Here is a 25,300-nt window from a genome sequence, read left to right on the forward strand (position 1 = left end):
TCGGACTGCATTTGGAGGTTGGGTTTGGATCAGCCTTATCAGCGATGCTGCTTTAGCACCATCGCCGACCGGGTCATGCTGAAAAAAGATCTTCTTAGAAAGAGATCCAAAGACAGTTGCTCCTACAGGTGGGTGTAGGAGCCGGCTTGCTGGCGATTGATTAGATCTCCAGCGCCGACACTTCCTGGGCCAGGCCCAGGAAGGCCGCAGGCAGGCGCGCCTGGCGCCGCTCTTTCAGGCAATACAGGTACTCGTGCATCACTGGTGCGTTGTCCAGGCTCAGCACCCGCAATTCCGGGTTATGCGGCACTTCATGGCGGGCAATGATGCTGATGCCGATATTGCGCAGCACCGCTTCACGAATCGACTCACGGCTGCCGATTTCCAGTATCGAACCGACCTTGACCCCCGCCTCTTCAAGCATCTGTTCAGTCAGTTTGCGTGTGGTCGACCCTTGCTCACGCACCAGCAAGCAGTGCCCGGCCAGCGCCGACAACGGCAGCGACTCGCGGCTGGCGAGCGGATGATTGCGGTGCACCGCCACCACCAGCGGATCGGTACCCAGCACCCGGCGAACCAGGCGCGTGTCCTCAAGCAGCTGTGACGACGCGGCAATGTCCACCCGGTAGTCCTCAAGCAGCTCGAGGACCTGCTGGGAATTGCCGATCTCTACGGAAACCTCGACATGCGGCAGGCGCTCGCGAAAGATCTTCACCAGATCGAGGATGTAATACGGCGCGGTAGCGGCAATGCGCAAGCTGCCCTGGACCTGACCGCTGTTGCGCAGAAAGAACTCGATATCGGCTTCCTGCTGCAGCAACGTCTTGACCATCGGCAACAGCCGCGCCCCGTCATCGCTGAGGGTCAGGCGGCGGCCGCCACGGTAGAACAGCTCTACCGCGTACTGGCTTTCCAGGTTGCGGATCTGCGTGGTCACCGTCGGTTGGCTGAGCCCGAGTTTCTTCGCCGCCAGGGTGATGCTGCCCAGGCGGGCAACCATGTAGAAGGCTTTCAACTCGGAACTCAACATACATCCTCTATTTGCGCAGCAGACGCAGGCCGTTGAACACCACCAACAGGCTCACGCCCATATCGGCGAACACCGCCATCCACATGGTTGCCATACCGGCGAAAGTGATCGCCAGGAATACCGCCTTGATCCCCAGGGCCAGGACGATGTTCTGGGTCAGGATCGCCGCGGTCTGGCGCGAAAGCCTGACGAAGGCAGGGATTTTGCGCAAGTCATCATCCATCAGCGCCACATCGGCCGTCTCGATCGCCGTGTCGGTACCGGCCGCCGCCATGGCAAAACCGATCTCGGCGCGGGCCAGCGCCGGCGCATCGTTGATACCGTCGCCGACCATGCCGACCCGATGCCCCTGGCCATACAGGTCGTCGATCGCCTTCAGCTTGTCGGCCGGCAGCAGGTTGCCCTGGGCCTGGTCGATGCCCACTTGCGCGGCAATCGCCTCGGCAGTGTGGGGATTGTCACCGGTGAGCATGACAGTCTTGATACCCAGGGCATGCAGTTCGGCAATGGCCTCGCGGCTGCTTTCCTTGACCGTGTCGGCCACCGCGAACAACGCCAGCGGGCCGGACGTGTCGAGCAGCAGCACCACGGTCTTGCCCTGACGCTCCAGAGCATCGAGCCGGGCTTCCAGCTGCGGCGAGCACAAGCCCAGCTCTTCGACCAGGCGGTGATTGCCCAGGTGATACAGCTGACCGTCGATTTCGCCACGTACACCGCGACCGGCCAGAGCTTCGAACGCGGTGACGTCACTCAGGGGCAATTGCTGTTCGTTGGCCCATACCGCAATGGCACGCGACACCGGGTGATCGGAGCGGTCGGCAAGGCTGGCAGCCAGTGCCTGGGCACGCCCTTCGAACAACGGCTCAAGCAGTACATGATCGGTTTGCACCGGTTTGCCGTGGGTGATCGTGCCGGTCTTGTCCAGCGCGAGGAAGTCCAGCTTGCGACCGCCTTCGAGGTACACCCCGCCCTTGACCAGAATGCCTTTGCGCGCTGCCGCCGCCAGCCCGCTGACGATGGTCACCGGCGTAGAAATCACCAGGGCGCACGGACACGCCACCACCAGCAACACCAGGGCGCGGTAGATCCAGTCGAACCAGGCACCGGCCATGAACAGCGGCGGAATCAGCGCAACCGCCAGCGCCATGGCAAATACCGCCGGCGTGTAAATGCGCGAAAACTGATCAACGAAACGCTGGGTCGGGGCGCGGGCGCCCGGCGCCTCTTCTACTGCCTTGATGATGCGTGCCAGCGTCGATTGCCCAGCGGCCGCCGTTACCCGGTACTCCAGTGCACCGGCCTGGTTGATGGTGCCTGCGAACACCTTGTCACCCGGCCCTTTTTCCACCGGCAGGCTCTCGCCGGTAATCGGCGCCTGGTCGATGCTCGACTGGCCGCTGACCACCTCGCCATCCAGGCCTACCCGCTCACCGGGACGCAAACGCACCAGGGCGCCCAACGCGGCCTGGCCGACTTCGACTTCACGCCATTGACCATCGGCTTGCTGCACCGTGGCCATGTCGGGGCTCAACTGCATCAAGCCGCCGATGGCGTTGCGCGCGCGGTCCAGCGAGCGGGCTTCGATCAACTCGGCAACGGTGAACAGGAACATGACCATGGCCGCTTCCGGCCATTGCCCGATCAATACCGCGCCGGTTACCGCGATGCTCATCAGCGCGTTGATGTTGAGGTTGCGGTTCTTCAGGGCGATCCAGCCCTTTTTATAAGTACCCAGGCCACAGCAGAGGATCGACAGCAACGCCACCAGCGCCACCACCCAGTTGGGTGCCAGCGCGGTGAAGTGAATGACCTCGGCGGCAATCGCCGCCACCCCCGACAGCGCCAGCGGCCACCAGTGCTTTTTCACCGGGGCAGGCTCGGGGGCGGCTTGTTCGCTGGTGTCTGACAACGGTTCCGCCTGCATGCCCAGCGAAGCCACGGCCTGCTCGATGGCCAGGGTGTCGCTGTGGGTATGGCGCACGCCGAGGATGCGGTTGATCAGGTTGAATTCCAGCTGCTCGACCCCGTCCAGCTTGCCCAGTTTGTTCTGGATCAGCGTCTGTTCGGTCGGGCAGTCCATGGCCTCGATCCGGAAGCGGCTCAGGCGCCCCGTGGAACTGGCCGCTTCGCTCAACTGCACCAATGCCGGCGCGGCGTCATGGGAGCAGCAGCTATGGGCATGCTTATGGCTGGCGTGATCATGCGGGTCTTTACCCGGGGTATGGCTGACAGGCTGGTTCATGGGTTCATCCCTAAATGTCCTGTTGCCAAGTGAACACCCTGTAGCCACTATAGGGTCAAGCAACCTGCCGAGGTATTTTCAGATGAAGATCGGAGAACTGGCCAAGGCCACCGACTGCGCCGTGGAAACCATCCGTTACTACGAGCGGGAAAACCTGCTGCCAGAGCCTGCGCGCAGCGAAGGTAACTATCGGTTGTACACCCAGGCCCACGTCGAGCGCCTGACCTTCGTCCGCAACTGCCGCACCCTCGACATGACCCTGGAAGAGATCCGCAGCCTGCTGCGCCTGCGCGACAGCCCGGACGACCAGTGTGAAAGCGTCAACGCCTTGATCGACGAGCATATCCAGCACGTCAATGCACGAATCGAAGGGTTGCAGGCGTTGCAGGCGCAATTGCTGGAGCTGCGCCAGCATTGCCATCCCAAAGAAGCTCAGTGTTCGATCCTCCAGCACCTGGAGGTCAACGGTGCGGTGACGGCGCCCGAGGCGGAACACTCGCATGTGGGCAGGAGCCACGGGCACTGAATTGCCTGTGGCCTTTTCGCGGGTAAACCCGCTCCCACAGAACGCTGCACCGTACCTGTGGGAGCGGGTTTACCCGCGAAAGGCTGCCACCCTAATCCTGAGAAAAGGATTGGGCAGTGATTGAAGACGCGTAAATCAGACCGCCATCGGCGCCGTCATGGGCGCATGGTGCTCGTAACCTTCCAGGCTGAAGTCGCTCGGCTCGACCTTCTCCAGCCACTCCGGCTCGTACACGCCGGTCTTGGCAAACTCCGGTACGCGATCACTGATGACCAGCTTCGGCGCTGCCAGCGGCTCGCGCTTGAGCTGCTCGCCCAGCATGTCCAGGTGGTTTTCGTACACGTGCGCATCACCGATGAAGTAGGTGAACCAGCGCGGCGTGTAGCCGGTCAGGCGGCCCATCAGCGACAGCAGTGCGGCGCCTTCGGTGAGGTTGAACGGTGTGCCCAGGCCCAGGTCGTTGGAGCGGATGTAGAGGGTCAGGGAGATTTCCCTGGTCTCGACATTCGGGTGGAACTGGTACAGCAGGTGGCACGGCGGCAGGGCCATTTCGTCGAGCTGGGCGCAGTTCCAGCCGTGGAACAGGATGCGGCGGCTGCCCGGGTCGTTGTGGATGGTGTCGATGCACTGGCGAATCTGGTCGATTGCCTTGTACAGCACGACAAAGGCTTCGCCATCTTCTTCAGACTGGGCAATCGCCTGGAAGCCCTGGCTCTGCGCCAGTTCGATCGCGGCCGGGTTGCTCAGCGGAATGCGCTTGTAGGCCGGCCATTGGCGCCATTGCACACCGTAGATCTCACCGAGGTCGTCGTGGCCCTGGCGGAACGGGTTGGCCAGCCACTGGGCGTTTTCGTTGGCGTTCTGGTCCCAGACCTTGCAGCCCAGCTCACGGAACTCGCCGGCGTTCTTCACGCCGCGCAGAAAACCCACCATCTCGCCAATGGCCGACTTGAACGCCAGCTTGCGGGTGGTGATGGCCGGAAAGCCCTTCTGCAGGTCAAAGCGCAGCATGGCGCCAGGCAGGCTGATGGTGCGGATACCGGTACGGTTACCCTGCAGGGTGCCGTTTTCGATGACGTCGCGGACCAGATCTAGATACTGTTTCATGGCTTACCTGTAGCAAAGACGGCAGGGGGATCGCCCCTGCCGTGGAAAATCAAACGGCGGCCTTGGCCGTGGGTTTACGGTTGTAGGCCCACCAGATCAGGAAGATGCCACCGACAATCATCGGCACGCAGAGCAGCTGACCCATGGTCAACCAGCCGAAGGCAATGTAGCCGAGCTGGGCGTCGGGTACCCGCACGAACTCCACGATGAAGCGGAAGATGCCGTAGAACAGCGCGAACATGCCGGAAACGGCCATGGTCGGGCGCGGTTTACGCGAGTACAGCCAAAGGATCAGGAATAATGCCACACCTTCCAGGGCAAACTGGTACAGCTGCGACGGGTGACGTGGCAACTGGGCCGGGTCGCTGAACGGCGGGAAGACCATGGCCCATGGCACGTCGGTGGCTTTGCCCCACAGTTCGGCGTTGATGAAGTTGCCGATACGCCCGGCACCCAGGCCGATCGGCACCAGCGGCGCGACGAAGTCCATCAGCTCGAAGAATGACTTGTTGTTGCGCTTGCCGAACCACAAGGCCGCCAGCATCACGCCGATAAAGCCGCCGTGGAACGACATGCCGCCCTTCCACACTTCAAAGATCAGCGCCGGGTTGGCCAGGTAGGCGTGCAGGTCGTAGAACAGCACATAGCCCAGGCGTCCGCCGACGATTACGCCCATCGACAGCCAGAACACCAGGTCCGAGAGTTTTTCGCGGCTCCAGGTCGGGTCGAAGCGGTTCAGCCGGCGCGAAGCCAGCAGCCAGGCACCACCGATGCCGACCAGGTACATCAGGCCGTACCAGTGAATTTTCAGCGGTCCCAAGGCAATGGCCACGGGATCGATCTGCGGGTAAGGCAGCATGGTGACTCCTCTCGTTAAAGCAAAAAGCTCAGGCCGACACAGAACAACAGTGCGGCGAACAGCCGCTTGAGCAGACGTGGCGACAGTTTATGCGCCAGGCGCGCGCCAAAGCGGGCGAAAAACATGCTGGTCAGGGCAATCCCCAACAGCGCTGGCAGGTAGACAAAGCCCAGGCTATGCGCAGGCAACTGCGGCTCGTGCCAGCCCAGCCAGATAAAGCTCAGGGCACTGGCCACCGCAATCGGGAAGCCACACGCCGAAGACGTCGCCACGGCTTGCTGCATCGGCAGGCTGCGCCAGGTCAGGAACGGTACGGTCAACGACCCGCCGCCAATACCAAAAATCGCCGACGCCCAGCCGACCACCCCGCCTGCCGCCGTCAGCCCGGCTTTGCCAGGGATGCCGCGACTGGCTTTGGGCTTGAGGTCCAGGGCCATCTGCACGGCAATCACCAGGGCGAACACGCCGATGATCTTCTGCAGCATCGGGCCCTGGATCGCCGCAGCCGTCTTGGCGCCGATACCGGCACCGAGCAGGATGCCCAGGGTCATCCAGATGAAGATCGGCCATTGCACCGCGCCTTTGCGGTGGTGCTCGCGAATGGCATTGATCGAGGTAAACACGATGGTCGCCAGCGAGGTGCCGACGGCCAGGTGGGTGAGCACCGAGGCGTCAAAGCCCTGCAAGGTGAAACTGAAGACCAGCACCGGCACGATGATGATCCCGCCGCCAACGCCGAACAGCCCGGCCAGCACGCCTGCACAGGCGCCCAGCAGCAGATAGAGCACGAATTCCATTGTCGCCCCCGTAAATTCAGTCCGGCATGGTAACGGAAGGGAGGCCTGCGGCTCTAGTGAAGACACGTTTAGTCTATAGATCCGGCCATGCGCTATCGGTAGAGTGAACAAAAACACAGAGGACCACCTATGTGTCTGATCGTTTTTGCCTGGCGCCCCGGGCATGCCCAGCCACTGATCGTCGCGGCCAACCGCGATGAGTTCTATGCCCGTCCCAGCCGCATGCTGGGCACCTGGGAGGATGCACCGGGGGTTGTCGCCGGACGCGACCTGGAAGCCGGCGGCACCTGGCTGGGCGTTGGCCCGGCTGGGCGTTTTGCCGCGCTGACCAACATCCGCGACCCGCACCAGCCGCAAGGCCCACGCTCAAGGGGCGAGCTGGTGGCGGCGTTTTTGCGCGGCGAGCTGGGTGTCGAGGCCTATCTGGACCAGGTCGCCAGCCGCAGCCAGCAGTACTCGGGATTCAACCTGCTGATCGGTGACGGCCATTCGCTGGGCTACCTGAATGCCCGGGACGCCCGGGTGAAGCTGCTTGGCGAAGGGGTCTACGGTTTGTCCAATGCCGGGCTCGACACCCCGTGGCCAAAGCTGCTCAAGGCACGCAGCGTGCTCAGCCAGCACCTGGACGATCCGCAGCCCGAACCGTTACTCGCCTTGCTGGGGGACAGTCAGCAGGCTGCAGACAGCGAGCTTCCGGAAACCGGTGTGGGGCTCGGTACCGAACGCTTGTTGTCGAGTGTGTTCATCGCCAGCCAGAACTACGGGACGCGGGCCAGTACCGTGCTGATCGTCGAGGCCGATGGCCGACGGCGCCTGGTGGAGCGCAGTTTCGGGCCGTTCGGGGGGCACCTTGGGGAAGTGGACGTGCAGGTTTGACGCTATCGCTGGCGTGACGCTTCGCGGGTAAACCCGCTCCCACAGTGTGGGAGCGGGTTTACCCGCGAAGGCCTTAGGTGTCAGAGATTCTTGGCGGAACCGGGGTTGATCATCCGCGACAGGCCCAGGTTTTTCAGGGCCAGCTGCAGCGAGCTGTGGATGACTTGCGGGTTGTCGATACCCATGGCCTGGGCCAGCAGTTCCTTGGACTTGCCCAGGCTGACCTGGCGCAGCATCCACTTGACCTTCGGCAAGTTGGTGGCGTTCATCGACAGGCTGTCGAAGCCCATGGCCATCAACAGCACCGCCGCAGCCGGGTCACCGGCCATCTCGCCGCAGATGCTCACCGGCTTGCCTTCGGCATGGGCGTCGCGCACCACGTTCTGCAGCGCTTGCAGCACCGCAGGGTGCAGGTAGTCGTAGAGGTCGGCAACACGCGGGTTGTTGCGGTCGACCGCCAGCAGGTACTGGGTCAGGTCGTTGGAACCGACCGAGAGGAAGTCCACCATACGCGCAAGCTCGCGGGTCTGGTACACCGCCGCCGGGATTTCGATCATCACCCCCACCGGCGGCATCGGTACGTCAGTGCCTTCGTCACGCACTTCACCCCAGGCACGGTGGATCAGGTGCAGGGCTTCTTCCAGTTCGTGAATACCGGAAATCATCGGCAGCAGGATGCGCAGGTTGTTCAGGCCTTCGCTGGCCTTGAGCATGGCACGGGTCTGCACCAGGAAGATTTCCGGGTGGTCGAGGGTTACGCGGATACCGCGCCAGCCAAGGAAGGGGTTGTCTTCCTTGATCGGGAAATACGACAGTGCCTTGTCACCACCGATATCCAGGCTACGCATGGTGACCGGCAACGGGTGGAAGGCTGCCAGTTGCTCGCGGTAAATCGCCAGCTGCTCTTTTTCGCTGGGGAAGCGCTGGTTGATCATGAAGGGCACTTCGGTGCGGTACAGCCCGACGCCTTCGGCGCCGCGCTGCTGGGCACGTGCAACATCGGCAAGCAGGCCGGTGTTGACCCACAGCGGCATGCGGTGTCCATCGAGGGTAATGCATGGCAGCTCGCGCAAGGCATCCAGGCCCTGGGCCAGCTGGCGCTCTTCCTCGACCACCTCGGCGTACTGCTTGCGCAACACTTCGCTGGGGTTGGTGTAGACATCACCTTTGTAGCCATCGACGATCATGTCGATGCCGTCGACTTTCGAATACGGTAGGTCGACCAGGCCCATTACCGTGGGGATACCCATGGCCCGGGCCAGGATCGCCACGTGGGAGTTGCCCGAGCCCAACACCGACACCAGGCCCACCAGCTTGCCTTCCGGCACTTCGCCGAGCATCGCCGGGGTCAGTTCTTCACTGATCAGAATGGTGTTATCGGGATAGACCAGCGTCTGCTGCCGTGCTTCCTGCAGGTAGGCCAGCAGACGCCGGCCCAGATCCTTCACATCGGAAGCCCTCTCCCGCAGGTAGGCGTCGTCCATCAGCTCGAAGCGGTTGACGTGCTCGCCGACCACCTGGCGCAAGGCGCCCTGGGCCCACTGCCCGGTCTTGATCACCTGCACCACTTCGCCGCCCAGGGCCGCATCTTCGAGCATCATCAGGTAGACGTCGAACAAGGCGCGCTCTTCCGGGCGCAACTGCGTGGCAAGTTTTGCGGAGAGGTTGCGCATGTCTTCGCGCACACCCTCCAGGGCGTTGTTGAACAGGACCAGCTCGGCGTTGATGTCATCGACGCTCTTGTCCGGCACCACATCGAGGTCGGCCGGCGGCAGCATGACCACCGCCTTACCCACGGCAGCGCCGGGAGAACCGGGCACACCGACGAACTTGGCCTCCTGGATACCCTTGCCCTGACGGCCCAGGCCACGGATCGACCCGGTGGCTTCGGCGTGGGCAATTACACCGGCGAGCTGGGCGCTCATGGTCACCAGGAAGGCTTCTTCACCCTCGTCGAACTGGCGACGCTCCTTTTGCTGGATGACCAGCACCCCGACCACGCGACGGTGGTGGATGATCGGTGCACCGAGAAACGAGGCAAAACGCTCTTCACCGGTTTCGGCGAAGTAACGGTAGCGCGGGTGATCGGCGGCATTTTCCAGGTTGAGCGGCTCTTCCCGGGTGCCGACCAGACCGACCAGGCCCTCGTTGGGCGCCATGCTGACCTTGCCGATCGAGCGCTTGTTCAAGCCCTCGGTGGCCATCAGCACGAAGCGGTTGGTCTCGGGATCGAGCAGGTAGACCGAACAGACCTGACTGCCCATGGCCTCTTTAACGCGCAACACAATGATCCCCAACGCCGTCTTGAGATCCTTGGCGGAGTTAACTTCCTGGACGATCTTGCGCAGCGTATTGAGCATGGCTCGGGGTCGAACTCCGTCGTCAGTCGCGCGCCAGCAGGCGCGGGGCAAGCTCTTTGAGAGCGCGGCGGTAAACCTCGCGCTTGAATGTCACCACCTGGCCCAGCGGGTACCAATAACTGACCCAGCGCCAGCCATCGAACTCCGGCTTACCGGTCAAATCCATCCGCACCCGCTGCTCGTTCGAGACCAGGCGCAGGAGAAACCATTTCTGCTTCTGGCCGATGCACAGCGGTTGGCTGTGGGTACGGACCAGACGTTGGGGTAAACGATAACGCAACCAGCCGCGGGTGCAGGCAAGAATTTCAACATCATCGCGTTCCAGCCCCACTTCTTCGTTCAGCTCGCGGTACAGGGCATCTTCCGGCGTTTCTTCAGGGTTGATACCACCCTGGGGAAACTGCCAGGCATCCTGGTTGATCCGCCGAGCCCATAGCACCTGCCCGAGATCATTCGTAAGAATGATCCCAACATTGGGGCGAAAACCATCGGGGTCGATCACGGCAGCAACCTCGCAAACGCATGTCACGGCATTGTTCCACAAAGCCCACAAGGCCAGCAACGCGCCTGTTTACCTTATGTGCACCGATGTGAAAAGTCCGTATTCTGTGGGACTTTTCAGAAGTTATGCGAGTGACTGCGATGCGCCTGGCTTTATTCGATCTGGACAATACGCTCCTGGGTGGCGACAGCGATCATGCGTGGGGCGACTACCTGTGTGAACGCGGCATTCTCGACCCGGTGGCGTACAAGAATCGTAACGATGCTTTCTATCAGGACTACCAGGCCGGCACGCTGGACTTGAATGCCTACCTGGAATTCACCCTGGAGATCCTCGCCGCTACCGACATGGCCCAGCTCGACGAATGGCATGCCGACTTCATGCGTGACTGCATCGAGCCGATCATCCTGCCCAAAGCCCTGGCCCTGCTGAAAAAGCACCGCGACGCGGGCGAAAAGCTGGTCATCATCACCGCGACCAACCGTTTCATCACCGGCCCGATTGCCAAACGCCTGGACGTTGAAACCCTGTTGGCCACCGAGTGCGAAATGGCCGGTGGCCGCTACACCGGGCGCAGTACCGATATACCCTGCTTTCGTGAAGGCAAAGTGACGCGCCTGAACCGCTGGCTTGAAGAAAACGGCTTTAACCTCGAAGGCAGCTACTTCTATAGCGACTCGCTGAATGATTTGCCGCTGCTCAAGCAGGTGGCCAACCCGGTGGCTGTGGACCCGGACCCGAACCTGCGGGCCGAGGCCGAGAAGCGTGGATGGCCGGTGATCAGCCTGCGCGACTGATCAGGGCTGCTGTGCAGCCCATCGCCGGCTTTGCCGGCTCCCACAGGTTCTGTGTGATTCACCAATCTCTGTGGGAGCCGGCATGGCCGGCGATAAGGCGCGCCGCCGTCAGATTGGCTTGGCGCCCATCAGGCCGGCGATGGCGATAAAGCACACACCGCTGAACACCGCCAGCACCAGGGTAAAGGTTGCGCCGCCGACCGTCGGCGCCGTACGCCAGCGATTCACCCGCGCCAGCAGCCAGAACCAGCTGAACGCCCCGACGGTGTAAATCACGCTGGAGGCCAGCAGCCAGGTCTGGCCCAGCGGCCAGCCGATCAGGTGCACCAGCCACCAGCCGGTGACCGGCATGCTCACCAGGCAAATGCCCATCAACAACCAGACGAACACCAACGGCCGCTGCATCAAGCGGGTGTGCGCCGTGGCATCGCCCTTTCGACGCGCCAGCCAGGTCCAGATCGCCAGGCCAAGGGCGCTGCCCAGCAACAACACGGTTGCCGAGATATGCAGCGCCTTCAGGGTAGTCAGGTGTTCCATGTCATTGCTTCCTTGTGGACTGCCCTGAGCTTAGTCGCTCAGCCCAGAAACAGGCGGTAGGCCGGATTGTCGGTTTCGTCCCAGTACGGGTAGCCGATCTTGGCCAGCGCCGCCGGTACGAGGTGCCGCTCATCATCCGGAACTTGCAGGCCGGCGACCACGCGACCATCTGCCGCGCCATGGTTGCGGTAGTGGAACATCGAGATGTTCCAGCGCCCACCCAGCTTGTTGAGGAAGTTGAACAGCGCCCCCGGCCGCTCCGGGAACTCGAAACGCAGCACCAGCTCGTCGCTGACCCGCGCCGCATGGCCGCCGACCATGTGGCGGATATGCAGCTTGGCCAGTTCGTTGTCGGTCAGGTCGAGTACAGGGAAGCCTTGATCCGTCAGGCTCTGCAGCAGGGCGCTGCGCGGATCGGTGTCCGGGTGGGTCTGTACACCAACGAAAATGTGCGCCTCGCCATCGGCGTGGTAGCGGTAGTTGAATTCGGTGATCTGGCGTTTGCCGATCGCTTCGCAGAACGCCTTGAAGCTGCCCGGCTGCTCGGGAATGGTCACGGCGATGATCGCCTCACGCCCTTCACCCAGCTCCGCGCGCTCGGCAACATGGCGCAAGCGGTCGAAGTTGACGTTGGCCCCCGAGTCGATGGCCACCAGGGTTTGCCCGCTGACACCCTTGAGCTCGACATACTTCTTGATCCCTGCCACACCCAAGGCGCCGGCAGGCTCGGTGATCGAGCGGGTATCGTCGTAGATATCCTTGATTGCAGCGCAGATCTCGTCGGTGCTGACGGTCACCACTTCGTCGACATACTCTTTGCAGATGTCGAAGGTGTGCTGGCCGATCTGTGCCACCGCCACGCCGTCGGCAAACAGCCCGACCTGCGGCAATACCACCCGCTCACCCGCGGCCATGGCGGCTTGCAGGCAGTTGGAGTCGTCCGGCTCAACACCAATGACCTTGATCTCGGGGCGCAGGTACTTCACATAAGCAGCGATGCCGGCGATCAGGCCGCCGCCGCCCACCGGTACGAAAATCGCGTCCAGCTGGCCCGGGTGCTGACGAAGGATTTCCATCGCCACCGTGCCCTGCCCGGCAATGGTGTGCGGATCGTCGTAGGGGTGGATATAGACGAAGCCTTTTTCCTCGACCAGTTTCAGCGAGTAGGCCAGCGCCTCCGGGAACGAATCACCGTGCAGCACGACCTTGCCACCGCGCGAGCGTACGCCCTCAACCTTGATTTCCGGGGTGGTCTTGGGCATGACGATCGTCGCCTTGATCCCCAGTTCCCGCGCCGCCAGCGCCACGCCCTGGGCATGGTTGCCGGCCGAGGCGGTAACCACGCCACGAGCCAGCTCTTCAGGCGTCAGCTGGGCCAGCTTGTTGTAGGCGCCGCGGATCTTGAAGGAGAACACCGGCTGCAGGTCTTCGCGCTTGAGCAGGATGTTGTTGCCCAGGCGCTTGCTCAGCTGGCCAGCGGTCTGCAACGGGGTTTCGACCGCAACGTCGTAAACGCGCGAGGTGAGGATCTTCTTGACGTACTGTTCGAGCATCGGGAAAGCATCACTGAGCGGTTGGGCGGGGCTGGAAGTCTACCCCAGCGCCTTGTCGGGCGACCACAGCAAGTGCCGGGTTTTAGCCGCTATACTACGCGCCTTCACGATACTCCTCCCCGTTTCGGAGCCCGCATGACCCAGGACCAACTCAAACAGGCTGTCGCCCAGGCCGCTGTCGATTTCATTCTGCCCAAGCTCGACGACAAGAGCATTGTCGGCGTCGGCACCGGTTCGACCGCCAACTGCTTCATCGACGCCCTGGCCAAGCACAAGACCGCCTTCGACGGCGCCGTTGCCAGCTCCGAAGCCACTGCCGCGCGCCTGAAAGGCCACGGCATTCCAGTGTACGAGCTGAACACCGTCAGCGACCTTGAGTTCTATGTCGACGGCGCCGACGAGAGCGACGAGCACCTGAACCTGATCAAGGGCGGTGGCGCTGCCCTGACCCGCGAAAAGATCGTTGCCGCCGTGGCCAAGACCTTCATCTGCATCGCCGACGCCAGCAAACTGGTCCCTGTACTTGGCGCGTTCCCGCTGCCGGTGGAAGTCATCCCCATGGCCCGCAGCCATGTGGCGCGCCAGCTGGTCAAGCTGGGCGGCGACCCGGTCTATCGTGAAGGGGTGATCACCGACAACGGCAACATCATTCTCGACGTGTTCAATATGCAGATCACCAATCCAGTGGAGCTGGAAAGCCAGATCAATGCGATTGTCGGCGTGGTCACCAACGGCCTGTTTGCCGCGCGTCCGGCCGACCTGCTGTTGCTGGGCACCCCTGAAGGGGTCAAGACCCTCAAGGCCTGAGGGTTGGGGCGGCCCCGCTGCCCCCGCAATTACTGCTCGGCCGGCTTCTTGAACACGTAGAACAGGTTCGGCTCGCTGACCAGGTAAATGGTCCCGGCATCGTCCATGGCGATGCCTTCGGCCTGGGGCACGCTCTGCTCCAGCCCCTGGAAGCCCTTGCGCAACGACATCGTGCTCAGGGGCTTGCCCTTGGTATCAAGCTCGACCACCAGCTTCGACTCATCCGACAGGGCCAGCAAATGGCCGCTGCGCTCATCGAACTGCAAGCTCGACAAGTCACGCACGAACAGCCGTGAATCACGCTTCTGGTCCTGCACGACATGCACCGCGAAGGGCTGTTCCGGGTTGTCATGGGGAAAACCATGCACCTCGTAGATCAGCATCGGGTCACGCTCTTTGGCGACAAACAGGCGCTTGCCCACCGCGTCGTAAGCCAGCCCCTCAAAGCCCTTGTTGCCGTTAAGGCCGATACCCAAGGTGAGTTGCTCGGCATCCTTGGCATCCAGAAACCGTGTGCTGTCGTTCAAGCGCACGCGAATCAGGCGTTGCTCGCGCTCATCGGTAATCACGTAGCTGCCGGTACTGACGTATTCCACCGCCTCCGGATCGCCAAAACCGGTAAGTGGCACCCGCCGCAAAATACGCCCGTCCAGTGACAGCTCGATCAGCTCGGAGCGCTGGTTGGTCACGGTGAACAGGCTGTTGCGGTCGGGGTCGTAGGTCAGCGCCGAGACGTCGTCATCCAGGCCTTCGACCGGTATGGCCTGCAGCACCGCGCGATACTGGCCCAGGCCAATACCCTGTTCTGTAGGCTGCCACCAGGTTTTCAGGTTGAACCAGCCGCGCTCGAACAGCCGGTAATGCTGCCCCGCTGCAACAAGCAGAAGCAGGGCCAGCAGGCCGACGGCAAGCACAATCAGGGGCAGGCGGATGGAGCGGCGCATTCAGGTGGACTCGGTAGGGGACGGCCTGAATCTAACCACATGCAACTGAAACCAAACTTAATCCCGTCGTAGGAACGTTCCTGAATCAGGACTTCTTGAAACGATAGAACAGGTTCGGCTCGCTGACGATGTACAGGGTACCGTGCTCATCCATGGCCACGCCTTCGGCGCGCGGAATACGCTTGCTCAAGCCGTTGAAGCCACCGAGCAGGGTCATGAAGCTCACCTGTTCGCCCTTCTCGTCCAGCTCCAGCAACATGTTGGAGTCGGCAGACAACACCAGCAGGTGGCCGGTACGCGGGTCAACACCCAGCGCCGACAGGTTGCGCAGGTCCAGCTCGTCGTTTGGCAGGCGCTGCTTGTCGCCGGTCAGCGGGCTGTGGCCATCACTGCTCAACGAGAACAGTGCAGGCGGACGCTCTTCCCCGAGCAGGATGCGTTTTTGCAACGGGTCCCAGGCAACCCCTTCGAAGGCTTTGTTCTGGTTGGCCGAAGGCCCCAGATCGTAAGGCGTGAAGTCGGCGATATTCAGCGACTGAGTGTCTGCCGTAAGGGTAACGATGGTCAGGGTATGATCCCGCTCGTCGACAATCGCCAGACGCCCGCCTTCGAGCATCGCCACGCCTTCAGGGTTGCTCCAGCCGACCAGCGGCATCTTGCGCAACACGTCGCCGTCGAGGGTCAGTTCGACCAGGAAGGGGTTCTTGCCCATGACCGCAAACAGGGTTTTGCTGGCCGGGTTATAGGTAAGGTCGGACGCTTCATCGTCCTCCATGCCTGGCAACACCTTGGCGTCGATATCGGCCTGGTAGTCCGGCAGCCAGATGCTGGCTTGTTGCTCAGCGGGCGTTTCGAAACGCTCCTGCAGCCACAACACCCCACGATCATCCCAATGCATGGCAATGGCCACGCCGTAGCCGATGATTGCCGCCGCAGCCACCCAGGTGGACCAACGCAACGCGAGATGGCGCTTGCGCGCAGAGGACAAGGAACCGCGGGAAGGAAGGGGAGTGGCCATGGAATGAGTGCTCTTTTTTGCCAGTTAATAACACAACGCCAGCACTCTTTGCAGCACCAGGCCGGCAAAGATTATCCGGATTGTTTGTGAAAAAAATGGCAAAGCCCGACCACCGGGCTCAACAATAGCGACGGCAGCCAGGGTGACTGGCTGCCACAGCGGACGTTACAGCACTTTGCTTTCGAAACGGCTTACGCCAGGCAATTCCAGCACCAGGTCATCGCCCGGGTTGAGCGGACCCACCCCGACCGGTGTACCGGTGAGGATCACGTCGCCCGCTTGCAGGCTGAATTGCGATGCCATGTGCTGGATCATCGGTACGATCGGGTTGAGCATCAGCGCGCTGTTCCCGTCCTGGCGCACTTCGCCGTTGATGGTCAGGCGGATACCGATATCGGCGAGGTCTTCGAAGGTGCTGCCCGAGACGAACGGCGTCAGCACGCAGGCGCCATCGAAGCACTTGGCGCGCTCCCACGGCAGGCCCTTGGCCTTGAGCTCGGCCTGCAGGTCGCGCAGGGTCAGGTCCAGCGCCGGGGCGAAACCGGAAATGGCGTCGAGCACTTCTTCTTCGCTAGGCGCCAGCGACAGCGACTTGCCCAGCAATACGGCGATCTCCGCCTCGTAGTGCACCGAGCCACGCTCGGCCGGGATCTTGAAGCCACCCTCAACCGGCACCACGCAACTGCCCGGCTTGATAAACAGCAGCGGTTCGGTGGGGATCGGGTTATCCAGCTCCTTGGCGTGCTCGGCATAGTTACGCCCGATGCACACCACTTTCCCTAGCGGAAAGTGAATTCGCGTGCCGTCTACATACTGGTGCTGATAGCTCATTTCCGACTCCTGGCGCTATGGAAAGCGTTGATGCCTTGGACTTACTCGACCGCGAAGATTTTGCCCGGGTTCATGATCCCGTTAGGGTCGAAAACCGCCTTCACGGCCTTCATGTACTGGATTTCTGCGGGTGAGCGACTGTACGTGAGGTAATCACGCTTGGTCATGCCCACACCGTGTTCAGCAGAGATCGAGCCGTTGTAGCGCTGCACGATCTCGAATACCCATTTGTTCACCGTGGCGCACTTGGCAAAGAACTCGTCCTTGCTCAGGTCATCGGGCTTGAGGATGTTCAGGTGCAGGTTGCCATCGCCGATGTGGCCATACCAGACCACTTCGAAATCCGGGTAGTTTTCTTCGACAATCGCATCAATATCCCGCAAAAACGCCGGCACTTTCGACACAGTTACCGAAATGTCGTTCTTGTATGGCGTCCAGTGCGAGATGGTTTCGGAGATGTATTCGCGCAGCTTCCACAAGTTCTGCAACTGCTGCTCGCTCTGGCTCATCACGCCATCGAGCACCCAGCCTTGTTCCACGCAATGCTCGAAGGTGGCCAGCGCATCGTTGGCGACTTCTTCGTTGCTGGCTTCGAACTCCAGCAGGGCATAGAACGGGCATGGGGTATCGAAAGGTGCAGGCACATCGCCTCGGCCCATGATCTTGGCCAGGGCCTTGTCCGAAAAGAACTCGAATGCGGTCAGATCGAGTTTGTCGCGGAAGGCGTGCAACACCGGCATGATCGAGTCGAAGTCCGGCGTCCCCAGCACCATCGCCGTGAGGTTGTTGGGTGCCCGATCCAGGCGCATGGTGGCCTCGACGACAAAGCCCAGGGTGCCCTCGGCGCCGATGAACAGCTGGCGCAGGTCGTAGCCGGTGGCGTTCTTGATCAGGTCTTTGTTCAGCTCAAGCAGGTCGCCAGCGCCGGTGACGACTTTCAGGCCTGCGACCCAGTTGCGGGTCATGCCGTAGCGAATTACCTTGATACCGCCGGCATTGGTGCCAATGTTGCCGCCAATCTGGCTGGAACCTGCCGAAGCGAAGTCCACCGGATAGTACAGCCCCTTGTCTTCGGCGAAGTTCTGCAACTGCTCGGTGATCACGCCCGGCTGGCAGACCACCGTGCGGTCGAACTCGTCAAACGCCAGGATCTGGTTCATGTAGTCGAATGACACGACCACCTCGCCATTGGCCGCCACAGCCGCCGCCGACAGGCCGGTACGCCCGCCCGAAGGCACCAGCGCCACAGCGTGCCGGTTGGCCCAGCGGACAATGGCCTGAACCTGTTCGGTGCTCTTGGGAAACACGATCGCCAGGGGCGCTGGAGCAAAGTGTTTGGTCCAGTCCTTGCCGTACGTCTCGAGGGAAGCCGCGTCGGTGAGTACCTTGCCAGGCTCAACCAGGGTCTTCAGCTCATCAAGCAATGCAGAATCGGTCATCAATAGAACTCTCGAACTATTCATAGTCACCCTGAGCACTCTTCACGTGCCAGGGATGGGCGCATCTGGGGGTGCATATGCTAGCATACGCCCCCCGCTGATCGTGCTTCAGGCCGATGCTGCGAGAGCTTCACTTCCCTGCCATTTTTTCTCCGGGACACAGGTTTACGCAGATGAGCAAGACTTCTCTCGATAAGAGCAAGATCAAGTTCCTTCTTCTCGAAGGCGTCCACCAATCCGCCGTGGACGTCCTCAAGGCCGCCGGGTACAGCAACATTGAGTACCTCACCGGCTCCCTGCCGGACGCCGAGCTGAAGGAAAAGATCGCTGATGCCCACTTCATCGGCATCCGCTCCCGTACTCAACTGACCGAAGAGGTTTTCGACTGCGCCAAGAAACTGGTAGCTGTCGGCTGTTTCTGCATCGGTACCAACCAGGTCGACCTGTCCGCTGCTCGCGAGCGCGGCATTGCGGTGTTCAACGCACCGTACTCCAACACCCGCTCCGTTGCTGAGCTGGTGCTGGCCGAGGCGATCCTGCTGCTGCGCGGCATCCCGGAGAAGAACGCGTCCTGCCACCGCGGTGGCTGGATCAAGAGCGCGGCGAACTCCTTCGAAATCCGTGGCAAAAAGCTGGGCATCGTCGGCTACGGTTCGATCGGCACCCAACTGTCGGTTCTGGCCGAAAGCCTGGGCATGCAGGTGTTCTTCTTCGACCCGCTGACCAAGCTGCCACTGGGCAACGCTACCCAGGTCACCAGCCTGAACGAACTGCTGGGTCTGGCCGACATCGTTTCGCTGCACGTACCTGAGCTGCCATCCACCCAGTGGATGATCGGCGAGAAAGAAATCCGTGCAATGAAGAAGGGCTCGATCCTGATCAACGCCGCCCGCGGTACCGTGGTCGAACTCGATCACCTGGCCGCCGCGATCAAGGACAAGCACCTGATCGGCGCCGCCATCGACGTGTTCCCGGTCGAGCCACGCTCGAACGACGAGCAGTTCGAAAGCCCGCTGCGTGGCCTGGACAACGTGATCCTGACCCCGCACATCGGTGGTTCCACCGCCGAAGCACAGGCCAACATCGGTCTGGAAGTGGCTGAGAAGCTGGTCAAGTACAGCGACAACGGTACCTCCGTATCGTCGGTCAACTTCCCCGAAGTTGCCCTGCCGGCTCACCCGGGCAAACACCGCCTGCTGCACATCCACGAAAACATTCCGGGCGTACTCAGCGAAATCAACAAAGTCTTCGCCGAAAACGGAATCAACATCTCCGGTCAGTTCCTGCAGACCAACGAGAAAGTCGGTTACGTGGTGATCGACGTTGATGCCGAGTACTCGGATCTGGCGCAAGAAAAACTGCAACAGGTCAAGGGCACTATCCGTTCCCGCGTACTGTTCTAAGTTCTTCTGGCGACAAAAAAGGGAGGCCCATGTGGCCTCCCTTTTTTATGCCGCAACGGTTATTGCACGTTGACGGTGATTTTCTTCGATTCAACGCTTGGCTTGAACGGTACGTGGAACTTGTCACCCAGCACCAGTTGCAGGGTGTGCTTACCCGGGGTCAGGGTCAGTTCAACTTCGGTCTGCGCCTTGCCGAAGTGCAGTACTTGCGGGCCAGCAGGCAATGGCGCCTTGTTTTCCGGCAGCAGGCTGGTCGGCAGCACCTGGTCGGCAGCCGGCTCCTGGTCGACATCCACCAGCAGGTGGTGATGGCCCGAGTGCTCGGTTGGATCACCGGCAGGCTTGAGCGCAATGCCCTCGATGCCGAACTTGACGGTAAAGGTCTTGTCGACCGTAGCGCCGTCGGCCGGGGAAACGATGAAGACCTTGGCGTCTTTTGGCGGCTCCTGGCTCTTCAGGCCTTCGGCAGCTGCGGCAAACACCGAAACCCCCATCAACAGGCCGGCGACGGCTGCACGCGATACTAGGCTGTTCATTCACTTCTCCTGTGTTCTTTTCTTCAGTAGCTTTCAATAGCCTTGCCAGTGATAACGAAAGGCAGTGGCCTGTAACCATAGATCAATTGGGGCAGAACTTATCTTAAAATTCTCTCAGAAAATATTTCCCCCTGCGTCTAACATCCAGGCATTGGGGCGGTCCTAAGTTGCGCTCGACCGTGGCATCATCAGAAAGCTGCGGCGATCTTTTTCACTGCCAATGAATTCAAGGGACTTACATGCGTTTGACCATAGGGGTACTACTTGCCGCCCTGCTTAGCCCATGGGCACATGCAGAACTGATCGACGACATGAACGACCGCGGTGAACTGCGCATTGCCGTCGAAGCCAACATGCCGCCGTTCAACTTCAAGGACAACGACAGCCTGACCGGGTTCGAGATCGAACTGGGAAGAATGCTGGCCGAAGAACTGGATGTACGTGCGGAGTTCATCGTGACCACCCGCGACGATTTGTTGCCTGGCGTAGAAACCGGCAAGTACGACATCGCCCTTGACCAGGTTGCGGCCACGCCTGAGCTCAAGCAGCGCCTGGATTTCAGCGAACCCTACAGCGACTCCAGTGCCCAGTTGATCGCGAGCAAGAGCCATAGCCTCGGGGTGCTTCAGAATAGCCTGCAACCGGTGACCGAAGGCGCCACCAACGGCGCCAACCCAAGCCTGACGATTCCGTTTCAGAAGGGTAACCCGGCGTTCCACAGTGCGGTGGACAAAGCCTTGCAGCGCATCAAGGCTGATGGCCGGCTCGAATCCCTGTCGCAGAAATGGTTCGGGATGGATGCCAGCGAGCCGCCGAAAAAGTGATCGCGCTTTTGGGGCTGCTTTGCAGCCCATCGCAGGCTGACGCCAGCTCCCACCACTCACCTGTAGGAGCTGGCGACAGCCTGCGAAGAGGCCTTCGGATCAGAGTTGCTTTAAAGCCAGCTCTGCCGCGTCAAGCTCCAGCTCACTGAATACCTGCACCCCTTCGCGGCGCAACAAAGCTACGGTCACACCCTCACCACTGACCTTGGTACCACTGAAGGTGCCGTCATAGGTCAGCCGGTTGCCGCACGACGGGCTGCCCGACTTGAGCACCGCAATGCGGATACCGTGCCGCCGCACCAGTTCCAGCGCCAACTGCGCCCCCGTCAGAAACTGCGCACTGACATCCTCGCCCGTGACAGTCAGTACCTGCGCGTCACCATCGAGTACCGCAGCGCCCTGCCCGCCGGGGATCTCCGCCGGCGGCCGCGGGGTTGGCAGCCCGCCCGCCACTTCTGGGCATAACGGCACGACCCGCCCTTCGCCCTGCCACTGCTGGAGCAAGTCGGGATGGCCACTGGCACGCCCGTCATAGCGCACCGGCTGACCGAGCAGGCAGGCACTGACCAGCACCTTGTGCATCTTAGAACGGCTCGTTGCCACGGCGACGGAACCAGCCGGTCAGTGACAAACGATCACGATGGGCTGGCAACACCTCATGGGGGACGTCGCCGGAAAGAAACACCACCAGGCAGCCACCCATCGGTTGCACGTCATGCTCGACATCGCCCTTGAGGGTCATGCGCAACTGGCCGCCGTGTTCGGCCTGCCACCCCTCGTTGAGGTAGATCACCACCGAAACCATGCGCCGGTCATCATCGCGAAAGCGGTCGACGTGCTTGCGATAAAAGGCACCCGGCGGATACAGGGCGAAATGGCACTCGAAGTCCTCAAGGCCAAGGAACAAGCCGCGATTAAGCGCCAGGCGCAGGCTGTCCATCAGCGCCAGGTAGTGGTCACAAGGCTCGGCCTGGCCGGGTTCCAGCCACTGGATACGGTCGCCACGAATGCCCTCGCGGACCTCCTGGGCGACGCCCCGCCCCACGCCTGCCGGCGCAAGTGTGCCCTCGGCTGCGCGTTTGCGGCACTCGGCCGCCAGCGCCAGGGTCAAAGACTCTGGAAGAAAGGTATCTTGCTGCGACCAGCCACGGGTGGCCAGGTCGTCGACGATGCGCAACAGCAGGGGGTCATCAGGGGATATGTGCATGTCGCGCATAGTATCGTTCTGCTGCGAAATCCGACAGCGCCACTTGGCCGAGAGTATGCAATGGCTTCTCGACAAAGCCCGGCAAGGCCAAGACAATAGCGCCCTGCCGACAGGAGTCCTGAATGCGCCGTTTGTTTTTTTTGCTGATGATGATCTGCACCACGCCTGTCTGGGCAGACAGCCTCGACCAACTCTACAAGGTCGCCGGCTGGCCCGAGCAGCGCGCTCACTTTACCGATGCCCTCGATGCCGCCCAGCAGCGCTATCGCAACAGCCTGCCGCCCGCTGTTTATCAAGCCCTGGTCAATAACAGCAACCAGCGTTTCCAGGCCCAGGCGGTGGATAAGCGTGCCCAGGCACAGCTGCGCGCCAACCTGGACAACCCCGCCCCCGCACTGGCGTTCTTTCAGTCGCCGCTGGGTCGCAAGATCGTCGCCGCCGAACTGCTCGCCACCCGTCGCGACCAGCTGGCCAAAAACGCCAAGGGCCTGCCCAAGATCCAGGCCAGCGATGACCGCCTGCTGATCATCGGCCACCTGGCGCAGTCGCTGCCCGCCCGCGAAGCCGGCGCCGAAGTCAGCCTGGCGATTGCTGGCGTGGCCGCCGACAGCCTCAGCCAGATGATCCCCGGCCTGCTCGGTGGCGGTCAGGCGCAGAGCCTGCTCGATGGTCAGCGCCAGCGCCTGATGGACCAGATCGGCAGCGAGCTGAACAACACCCTGCTCTATGTGTACCGCGACCTGTCGGATGCCGAGCTGGAAGAGTTCGCGACCTTTGCCGAGTCTGCCGAGGGCCAGAGCTACTACAAGGCCGCCCTGGCCGCCGTGCGCGCCGGCCTCGCCGTCGGCCAGAACACCTCGGACCTGAAGTAGTCAGCCCAGACGCTGGTCGATAAAGGCGAAATAACGCTGGCGAATCGTCGGCAGTTCATTGGCCAGATGGTGCCGCGCCTCGGGGATCAGCAAGATCTCCGGGGCCGCGAATTTCTCCTGCAACACCTTGAGATTGTGCGGCCAGTCGACCGTCATGTCCGACTCCCCCTGAATGATCAGCGGCTGGCGGGCACTGACCGGTGCCGCTTCAATGCGTTTGACCCACGCCACCAAGGCGCCCACCCAGGCGGTGGGTAACTGCCGGGGCTGCAACGGGTCGGCCTGCAAAAACGGCAGGAACGTCGGGTCGTTGGTGTTTTCGCTGAATCGCCGCTCAATGCCTTTGACGAACGGCTTCAGCAGGTAGTAGCTGAGTTTCGACCACCGCCATGAACGCGGCCGTACCAACGGGGCCAGCAAGATCACCTGGCCCTGGGCCGGGCTTTGTGCGCCACGGTGCAGCAGGTGATCGATGACAATCGCCCCGCCCGTGCTCTGCCCGAACAAATGCCACGGCTGTGGCAACCCAAGGGCCTGACCCTGTTCAAACAGCGCCTGGAGCACCTGCTGGTAGGTCGCAAAGTCGTCGATACTGGCCCGCTCGCCGCTGGACAACCCGTGGCCCGGCAAGTCGCAGGCAATCACCGCGTACTGCTGGTCCAGCGCCCAGTCAATGACATGCCGGTACAACCCCATGTGATCGTAGAAGCCATGCAACAGCACCAGGGTTGCGACCGGCGCTGGCGGCATCCAGACCTGCCCCACCACCTCGTACCCCGCCACCTCGAAACGCCCCAGCCAGCGCTGTGGCTCGACCTTGCGCGCCGGCAGGTCGAGCCCGTAGTAACGCTGATAGGCCTGCGCCTGGGACGACAACGGCTGGCGCGCAACCAGGGGTGCCAGGCTGGCGCGCAACGCGTCGGGTTGAAAGGTTGCCGTCATAGAGCGATTCCAATTACAAAAGCGGGATATTGACCTGTGATATTCAGCTGTCGTCGGCAGCATGGCAAGCTAGGCGACATTTTCCGGATACTGCCCCATGCACGCGCGCACTCCCCGTACCCTGATTGGCCTGCTGATCGCCGCCCTCTGCGCCGTTGGCCTGTGGTGGGCTTATGACAGTTTCCAGAGTCGCTACCTGCGCCCGTTCGACAACCAGACCGCCTTGTTCTCCGGGGAGAACCTGCAGCTACCCGCTGAAATCGCCGGCCCCGGGCCAATCCGCCTGGTGCACTTCTGGGACCCGGCCTGCCCGTGCAATGTCGGCAATCAGCAGCACCTGGCCGAACTGATCGAACAGTATGCGCCGCAAGGCGTGGTGTTCTATGTGGTGCAAAAGCCAGGCACTCGCGGCCAGTTGCCCGAGCCGCTGCAGGCACTCAAACCACTGGCCGGGCCTCCCGGTGCCGAACACCTGCCCGCCAGCCCCGGCGTAGCGATCTGGGACCGCCAGGGCAAGCTGGCCTACTTTGGCCCCTATAGCGAAGGCGCGACCTGCAATGCGAGCAACAGCTTCATCGAGCCGATCCTGCTGGCCCTGAGCCAGAACCGCGCCGTCAGCGCCACGCACACCCTCGCTGTGGGTTGCTACTGCCCCTGGACGCCCTGACGCGAACGCGCAGGGTTACCCACTACCGTCGCCCCGGCCGGCACATCGCGTGTCACCACACTGCCCGCACCGATCACGGCGTCATCGCCCACGCTCACCCCCGGCAGGATGATCGCGCCGCCGCCGATCCACACATTGCTGCCGATGGTCACCGGGCGGCCACTCTCCAGACCGCTGCGGCGCAACGCCGGGTCCAGCGGGTGGTCCGCTGTGTAAATCTGCACCGCCGGACCGATCTGGCAGTCGTCACCGATGCTGACCGGGCAGACATCAAGAATTACGCAGTTGAAATTCATGAACACGTTGCGGCCAAGGCGGATGTTGTAGCCATAGTCGCAATGAAACGGCGGACGGATCACCGCGCCGTCGCCCACCGCGGCAAAGTGTTCCAGCAGCAGGCCATGACGCTGCTCGTTGAGCAGTTCGGCACTGTTGTTGTAGCGCTGCATCCAGTGCTTGTTGGCGATCTGTTCGGCCTGCAGCTCCGGGCAGCTGGCGTGGTAGAGCTGGCCAGTGAGCATTTTCTGTTTTTCGCTAAGACTCATCTTCCCTCCTCAGGGGCTATCCTCTGTCCTGATTTACCTCGATGATCGGACCACAACGTCCGCTAAAAAGTACAAGGAG

The 25,300-nt window shown here is 61.9% G+C and carries 26 protein-coding genes; 8 read left to right on the forward strand and 18 right to left on the reverse strand.

The window, feature by feature from the left end:
- Positions 1-160: 160 nt before the first annotated feature.
- A complete protein-coding gene (locus tag I5S59_RS24175; protein WP_197878813.1) occupies positions 161-1,030 on the reverse strand; it encodes a LysR family transcriptional regulator in 870 nt (289 codons plus the stop codon).
- A gap of 7 nt (positions 1,031-1,037) precedes the next feature.
- A complete protein-coding gene (locus tag I5S59_RS24180) occupies positions 1,038-3,272 on the reverse strand; it encodes a heavy metal translocating P-type ATPase (RefSeq protein ID WP_197878814.1) in 2,235 nt (744 codons plus the stop codon).
- A gap of 82 nt (positions 3,273-3,354) precedes the next feature.
- On the opposite strand from I5S59_RS24180, the gene cadR reads away from it, so the two are divergent.
- Complete coding sequence (gene cadR, locus I5S59_RS24185; protein ID WP_197878815.1) at positions 3,355-3,798, forward strand: Cd(II)/Pb(II)-responsive transcriptional regulator; 444 nt, start codon at positions 3,355-3,357, stop codon at positions 3,796-3,798.
- Between the two features lie 135 nt (positions 3,799-3,933).
- On the opposite strand, the gene I5S59_RS24190 is transcribed toward cadR, so the two are convergent.
- The 3 genes from I5S59_RS24190 to I5S59_RS24200 are packed head-to-tail and all read right to left on the reverse strand — an operon-like array spanning position 3,934 to position 6,561.
- Positions 3,934-4,905 carry a thymidylate synthase gene (locus tag I5S59_RS24190; protein ID WP_197878816.1) on the reverse strand — a complete coding sequence of 324 codons (972 nt, stop codon included), beginning with the start codon at positions 4,903-4,905 and terminating at the stop codon, positions 3,934-3,936.
- Between the two features lie 49 nt (positions 4,906-4,954).
- Complete coding sequence (gene lgt / locus I5S59_RS24195; RefSeq protein ID WP_197878817.1) at positions 4,955-5,764, reverse strand: prolipoprotein diacylglyceryl transferase; 810 nt, start codon at positions 5,762-5,764, stop codon at positions 4,955-4,957.
- A 14-nt stretch (positions 5,765-5,778) separates the two neighbouring features.
- A complete protein-coding gene (locus tag I5S59_RS24200; protein ID WP_128323222.1) occupies positions 5,779-6,561 on the reverse strand; it encodes a sulfite exporter TauE/SafE family protein in 783 nt (260 codons plus the stop codon).
- Positions 6,562-6,690: 129 nt separating this feature from the next.
- Between I5S59_RS24200 and I5S59_RS24205 the strand changes: the two genes are divergently transcribed.
- Positions 6,691-7,437 carry an NRDE family protein gene (locus I5S59_RS24205; protein ID WP_197878818.1) on the forward strand — a complete coding sequence of 249 codons (747 nt, stop codon included), beginning with the start codon at positions 6,691-6,693 and terminating at the stop codon, positions 7,435-7,437.
- Positions 7,438-7,517: 80 nt separating this feature from the next.
- Here I5S59_RS24205 and ptsP read toward each other — a convergent pair whose 3' ends face one another.
- Complete coding sequence (ptsP, locus tag I5S59_RS24210) at positions 7,518-9,797, reverse strand: phosphoenolpyruvate--protein phosphotransferase (RefSeq protein ID WP_197878819.1); 2,280 nt, start codon at positions 9,795-9,797, stop codon at positions 7,518-7,520.
- Between the two features lie 22 nt (positions 9,798-9,819).
- Positions 9,820-10,299, reverse strand: a complete 480-nt coding sequence (locus I5S59_RS24215; protein ID WP_010222140.1) for an RNA pyrophosphohydrolase — start codon at positions 10,297-10,299, stop codon at positions 9,820-9,822.
- Between the two features lie 140 nt (positions 10,300-10,439).
- Here I5S59_RS24215 and I5S59_RS24220 point away from each other — a divergent pair, with 140 nt between their 5' ends.
- Positions 10,440-11,096: an HAD family hydrolase gene (locus I5S59_RS24220; RefSeq protein ID WP_197878820.1), complete on the forward strand. Its 657-nt coding sequence runs from the start codon at positions 10,440-10,442 to the stop codon at positions 11,094-11,096.
- A 108-nt stretch (positions 11,097-11,204) separates the two neighbouring features.
- On the opposite strand, the gene I5S59_RS24225 is transcribed toward I5S59_RS24220, so the two are convergent.
- Both I5S59_RS24225 and ilvA read right to left on the reverse strand, forming a co-directional pair.
- Positions 11,205-11,633, reverse strand: coding sequence for a DUF2269 family protein (locus tag I5S59_RS24225; RefSeq protein ID WP_197878821.1), 429 nt, complete (start codon positions 11,631-11,633; stop codon positions 11,205-11,207).
- Positions 11,634-11,671: 38 nt separating this feature from the next.
- Entirely contained in the window at positions 11,672-13,186 is a 1,515-nt protein-coding gene (gene ilvA / locus I5S59_RS24230; protein WP_128323217.1) for a threonine ammonia-lyase, biosynthetic, read from the reverse strand.
- A 135-nt stretch (positions 13,187-13,321) separates the two neighbouring features.
- Between ilvA and rpiA the strand changes: the two genes are divergently transcribed.
- Positions 13,322-13,993 (forward strand): ribose-5-phosphate isomerase RpiA, encoded by a 672-nt coding sequence (rpiA, locus tag I5S59_RS24235; RefSeq protein ID WP_128323216.1) that lies wholly within the window; start codon positions 13,322-13,324, stop codon positions 13,991-13,993.
- Positions 13,994-14,022: 29 nt separating this feature from the next.
- Here the strand turns inward: rpiA and I5S59_RS24240 are convergent, their stop codons facing one another.
- The 4 genes from I5S59_RS24240 to I5S59_RS24255 form a co-directional block, all read right to left on the reverse strand.
- Positions 14,023-14,937, reverse strand: a complete 915-nt coding sequence (locus I5S59_RS24240; protein WP_197878822.1) for an SdiA-regulated domain-containing protein — start codon at positions 14,935-14,937, stop codon at positions 14,023-14,025.
- A gap of 85 nt (positions 14,938-15,022) precedes the next feature.
- On the reverse strand, positions 15,023-15,955 hold the full coding sequence (locus I5S59_RS24245; protein WP_197878823.1) for an SdiA-regulated domain-containing protein: 933 nt from the start codon (positions 15,953-15,955) through the stop codon (positions 15,023-15,025).
- Between the two features lie 165 nt (positions 15,956-16,120).
- Complete coding sequence (locus I5S59_RS24250) at positions 16,121-16,786, reverse strand: fumarylacetoacetate hydrolase family protein (RefSeq protein ID WP_197878824.1); 666 nt, start codon at positions 16,784-16,786, stop codon at positions 16,121-16,123.
- A 41-nt stretch (positions 16,787-16,827) separates the two neighbouring features.
- The gene (locus I5S59_RS24255) at positions 16,828-18,225 is read right to left on the reverse strand and encodes an FAD-binding oxidoreductase (RefSeq protein ID WP_197878825.1); all 1,398 of its coding nucleotides are present in this window, start codon (positions 18,223-18,225) and stop codon (positions 16,828-16,830) included.
- Between the two features lie 173 nt (positions 18,226-18,398).
- Between I5S59_RS24255 and serA the strand changes: the two genes are divergently transcribed.
- Complete coding sequence (serA, locus tag I5S59_RS24260; RefSeq protein ID WP_197878826.1) at positions 18,399-19,628, forward strand: phosphoglycerate dehydrogenase; 1,230 nt, start codon at positions 18,399-18,401, stop codon at positions 19,626-19,628.
- Positions 19,629-19,687: 59 nt separating this feature from the next.
- Here the strand turns inward: serA and I5S59_RS24265 are convergent, their stop codons facing one another.
- Positions 19,688-20,164, reverse strand: coding sequence for a DUF4399 domain-containing protein (locus I5S59_RS24265; protein WP_197878827.1), 477 nt, complete (start codon positions 20,162-20,164; stop codon positions 19,688-19,690).
- A 239-nt stretch (positions 20,165-20,403) separates the two neighbouring features.
- On the opposite strand from I5S59_RS24265, the gene I5S59_RS24270 reads away from it, so the two are divergent.
- A complete protein-coding gene (locus tag I5S59_RS24270) occupies positions 20,404-20,988 on the forward strand; it encodes a transporter substrate-binding domain-containing protein (protein ID WP_197878828.1) in 585 nt (194 codons plus the stop codon).
- 99 nt (positions 20,989-21,087) lie between these two features.
- On the opposite strand, the gene I5S59_RS24275 is transcribed toward I5S59_RS24270, so the two are convergent.
- Both I5S59_RS24275 and I5S59_RS24280 read right to left on the reverse strand, forming a co-directional pair.
- Positions 21,088-21,570 (reverse strand): DUF523 domain-containing protein, encoded by a 483-nt coding sequence (locus I5S59_RS24275; RefSeq protein WP_197878829.1) that lies wholly within the window; start codon positions 21,568-21,570, stop codon positions 21,088-21,090.
- Position 21,571: 1 nt separating this feature from the next.
- Entirely contained in the window at positions 21,572-22,204 is a 633-nt protein-coding gene (locus tag I5S59_RS24280; protein ID WP_197878830.1) for a 2OG-Fe(II) oxygenase, read from the reverse strand.
- Between the two features lie 113 nt (positions 22,205-22,317).
- Here I5S59_RS24280 and I5S59_RS24285 point away from each other — a divergent pair, with 113 nt between their 5' ends.
- Positions 22,318-23,067 carry a DUF2059 domain-containing protein gene (locus tag I5S59_RS24285; RefSeq protein WP_197878831.1) on the forward strand — a complete coding sequence of 250 codons (750 nt, stop codon included), beginning with the start codon at positions 22,318-22,320 and terminating at the stop codon, positions 23,065-23,067.
- Here the strand turns inward: I5S59_RS24285 and I5S59_RS24290 are convergent, their stop codons facing one another.
- Entirely contained in the window at positions 23,068-24,009 is a 942-nt protein-coding gene (locus I5S59_RS24290) for an alpha/beta hydrolase (protein WP_197878832.1), read from the reverse strand.
- Between the two features lie 97 nt (positions 24,010-24,106).
- On the opposite strand from I5S59_RS24290, the gene I5S59_RS24295 reads away from it, so the two are divergent.
- The gene (locus I5S59_RS24295) at positions 24,107-24,676 is read left to right on the forward strand and encodes a DUF6436 domain-containing protein (RefSeq protein ID WP_197878833.1); all 570 of its coding nucleotides are present in this window, start codon (positions 24,107-24,109) and stop codon (positions 24,674-24,676) included.
- Here the strand turns inward: I5S59_RS24295 and I5S59_RS24300 are convergent.
- Positions 24,655-25,221 (reverse strand): sugar O-acetyltransferase, encoded by a 567-nt coding sequence (locus I5S59_RS24300; RefSeq protein ID WP_197878834.1) that lies wholly within the window; start codon positions 25,219-25,221, stop codon positions 24,655-24,657. The two genes, I5S59_RS24295 and I5S59_RS24300, sit on opposite strands and share 22 nt — an antisense overlap.
- Positions 25,222-25,300 lie beyond the last annotated feature (79 nt).

Source organism: Pseudomonas alkylphenolica (genome assembly GCF_016009175.1).
In the GTDB taxonomy this organism is placed as follows: Bacteria; Pseudomonadota; Gammaproteobacteria; order Pseudomonadales; family Pseudomonadaceae; genus Aquipseudomonas; species Aquipseudomonas alkylphenolica_B.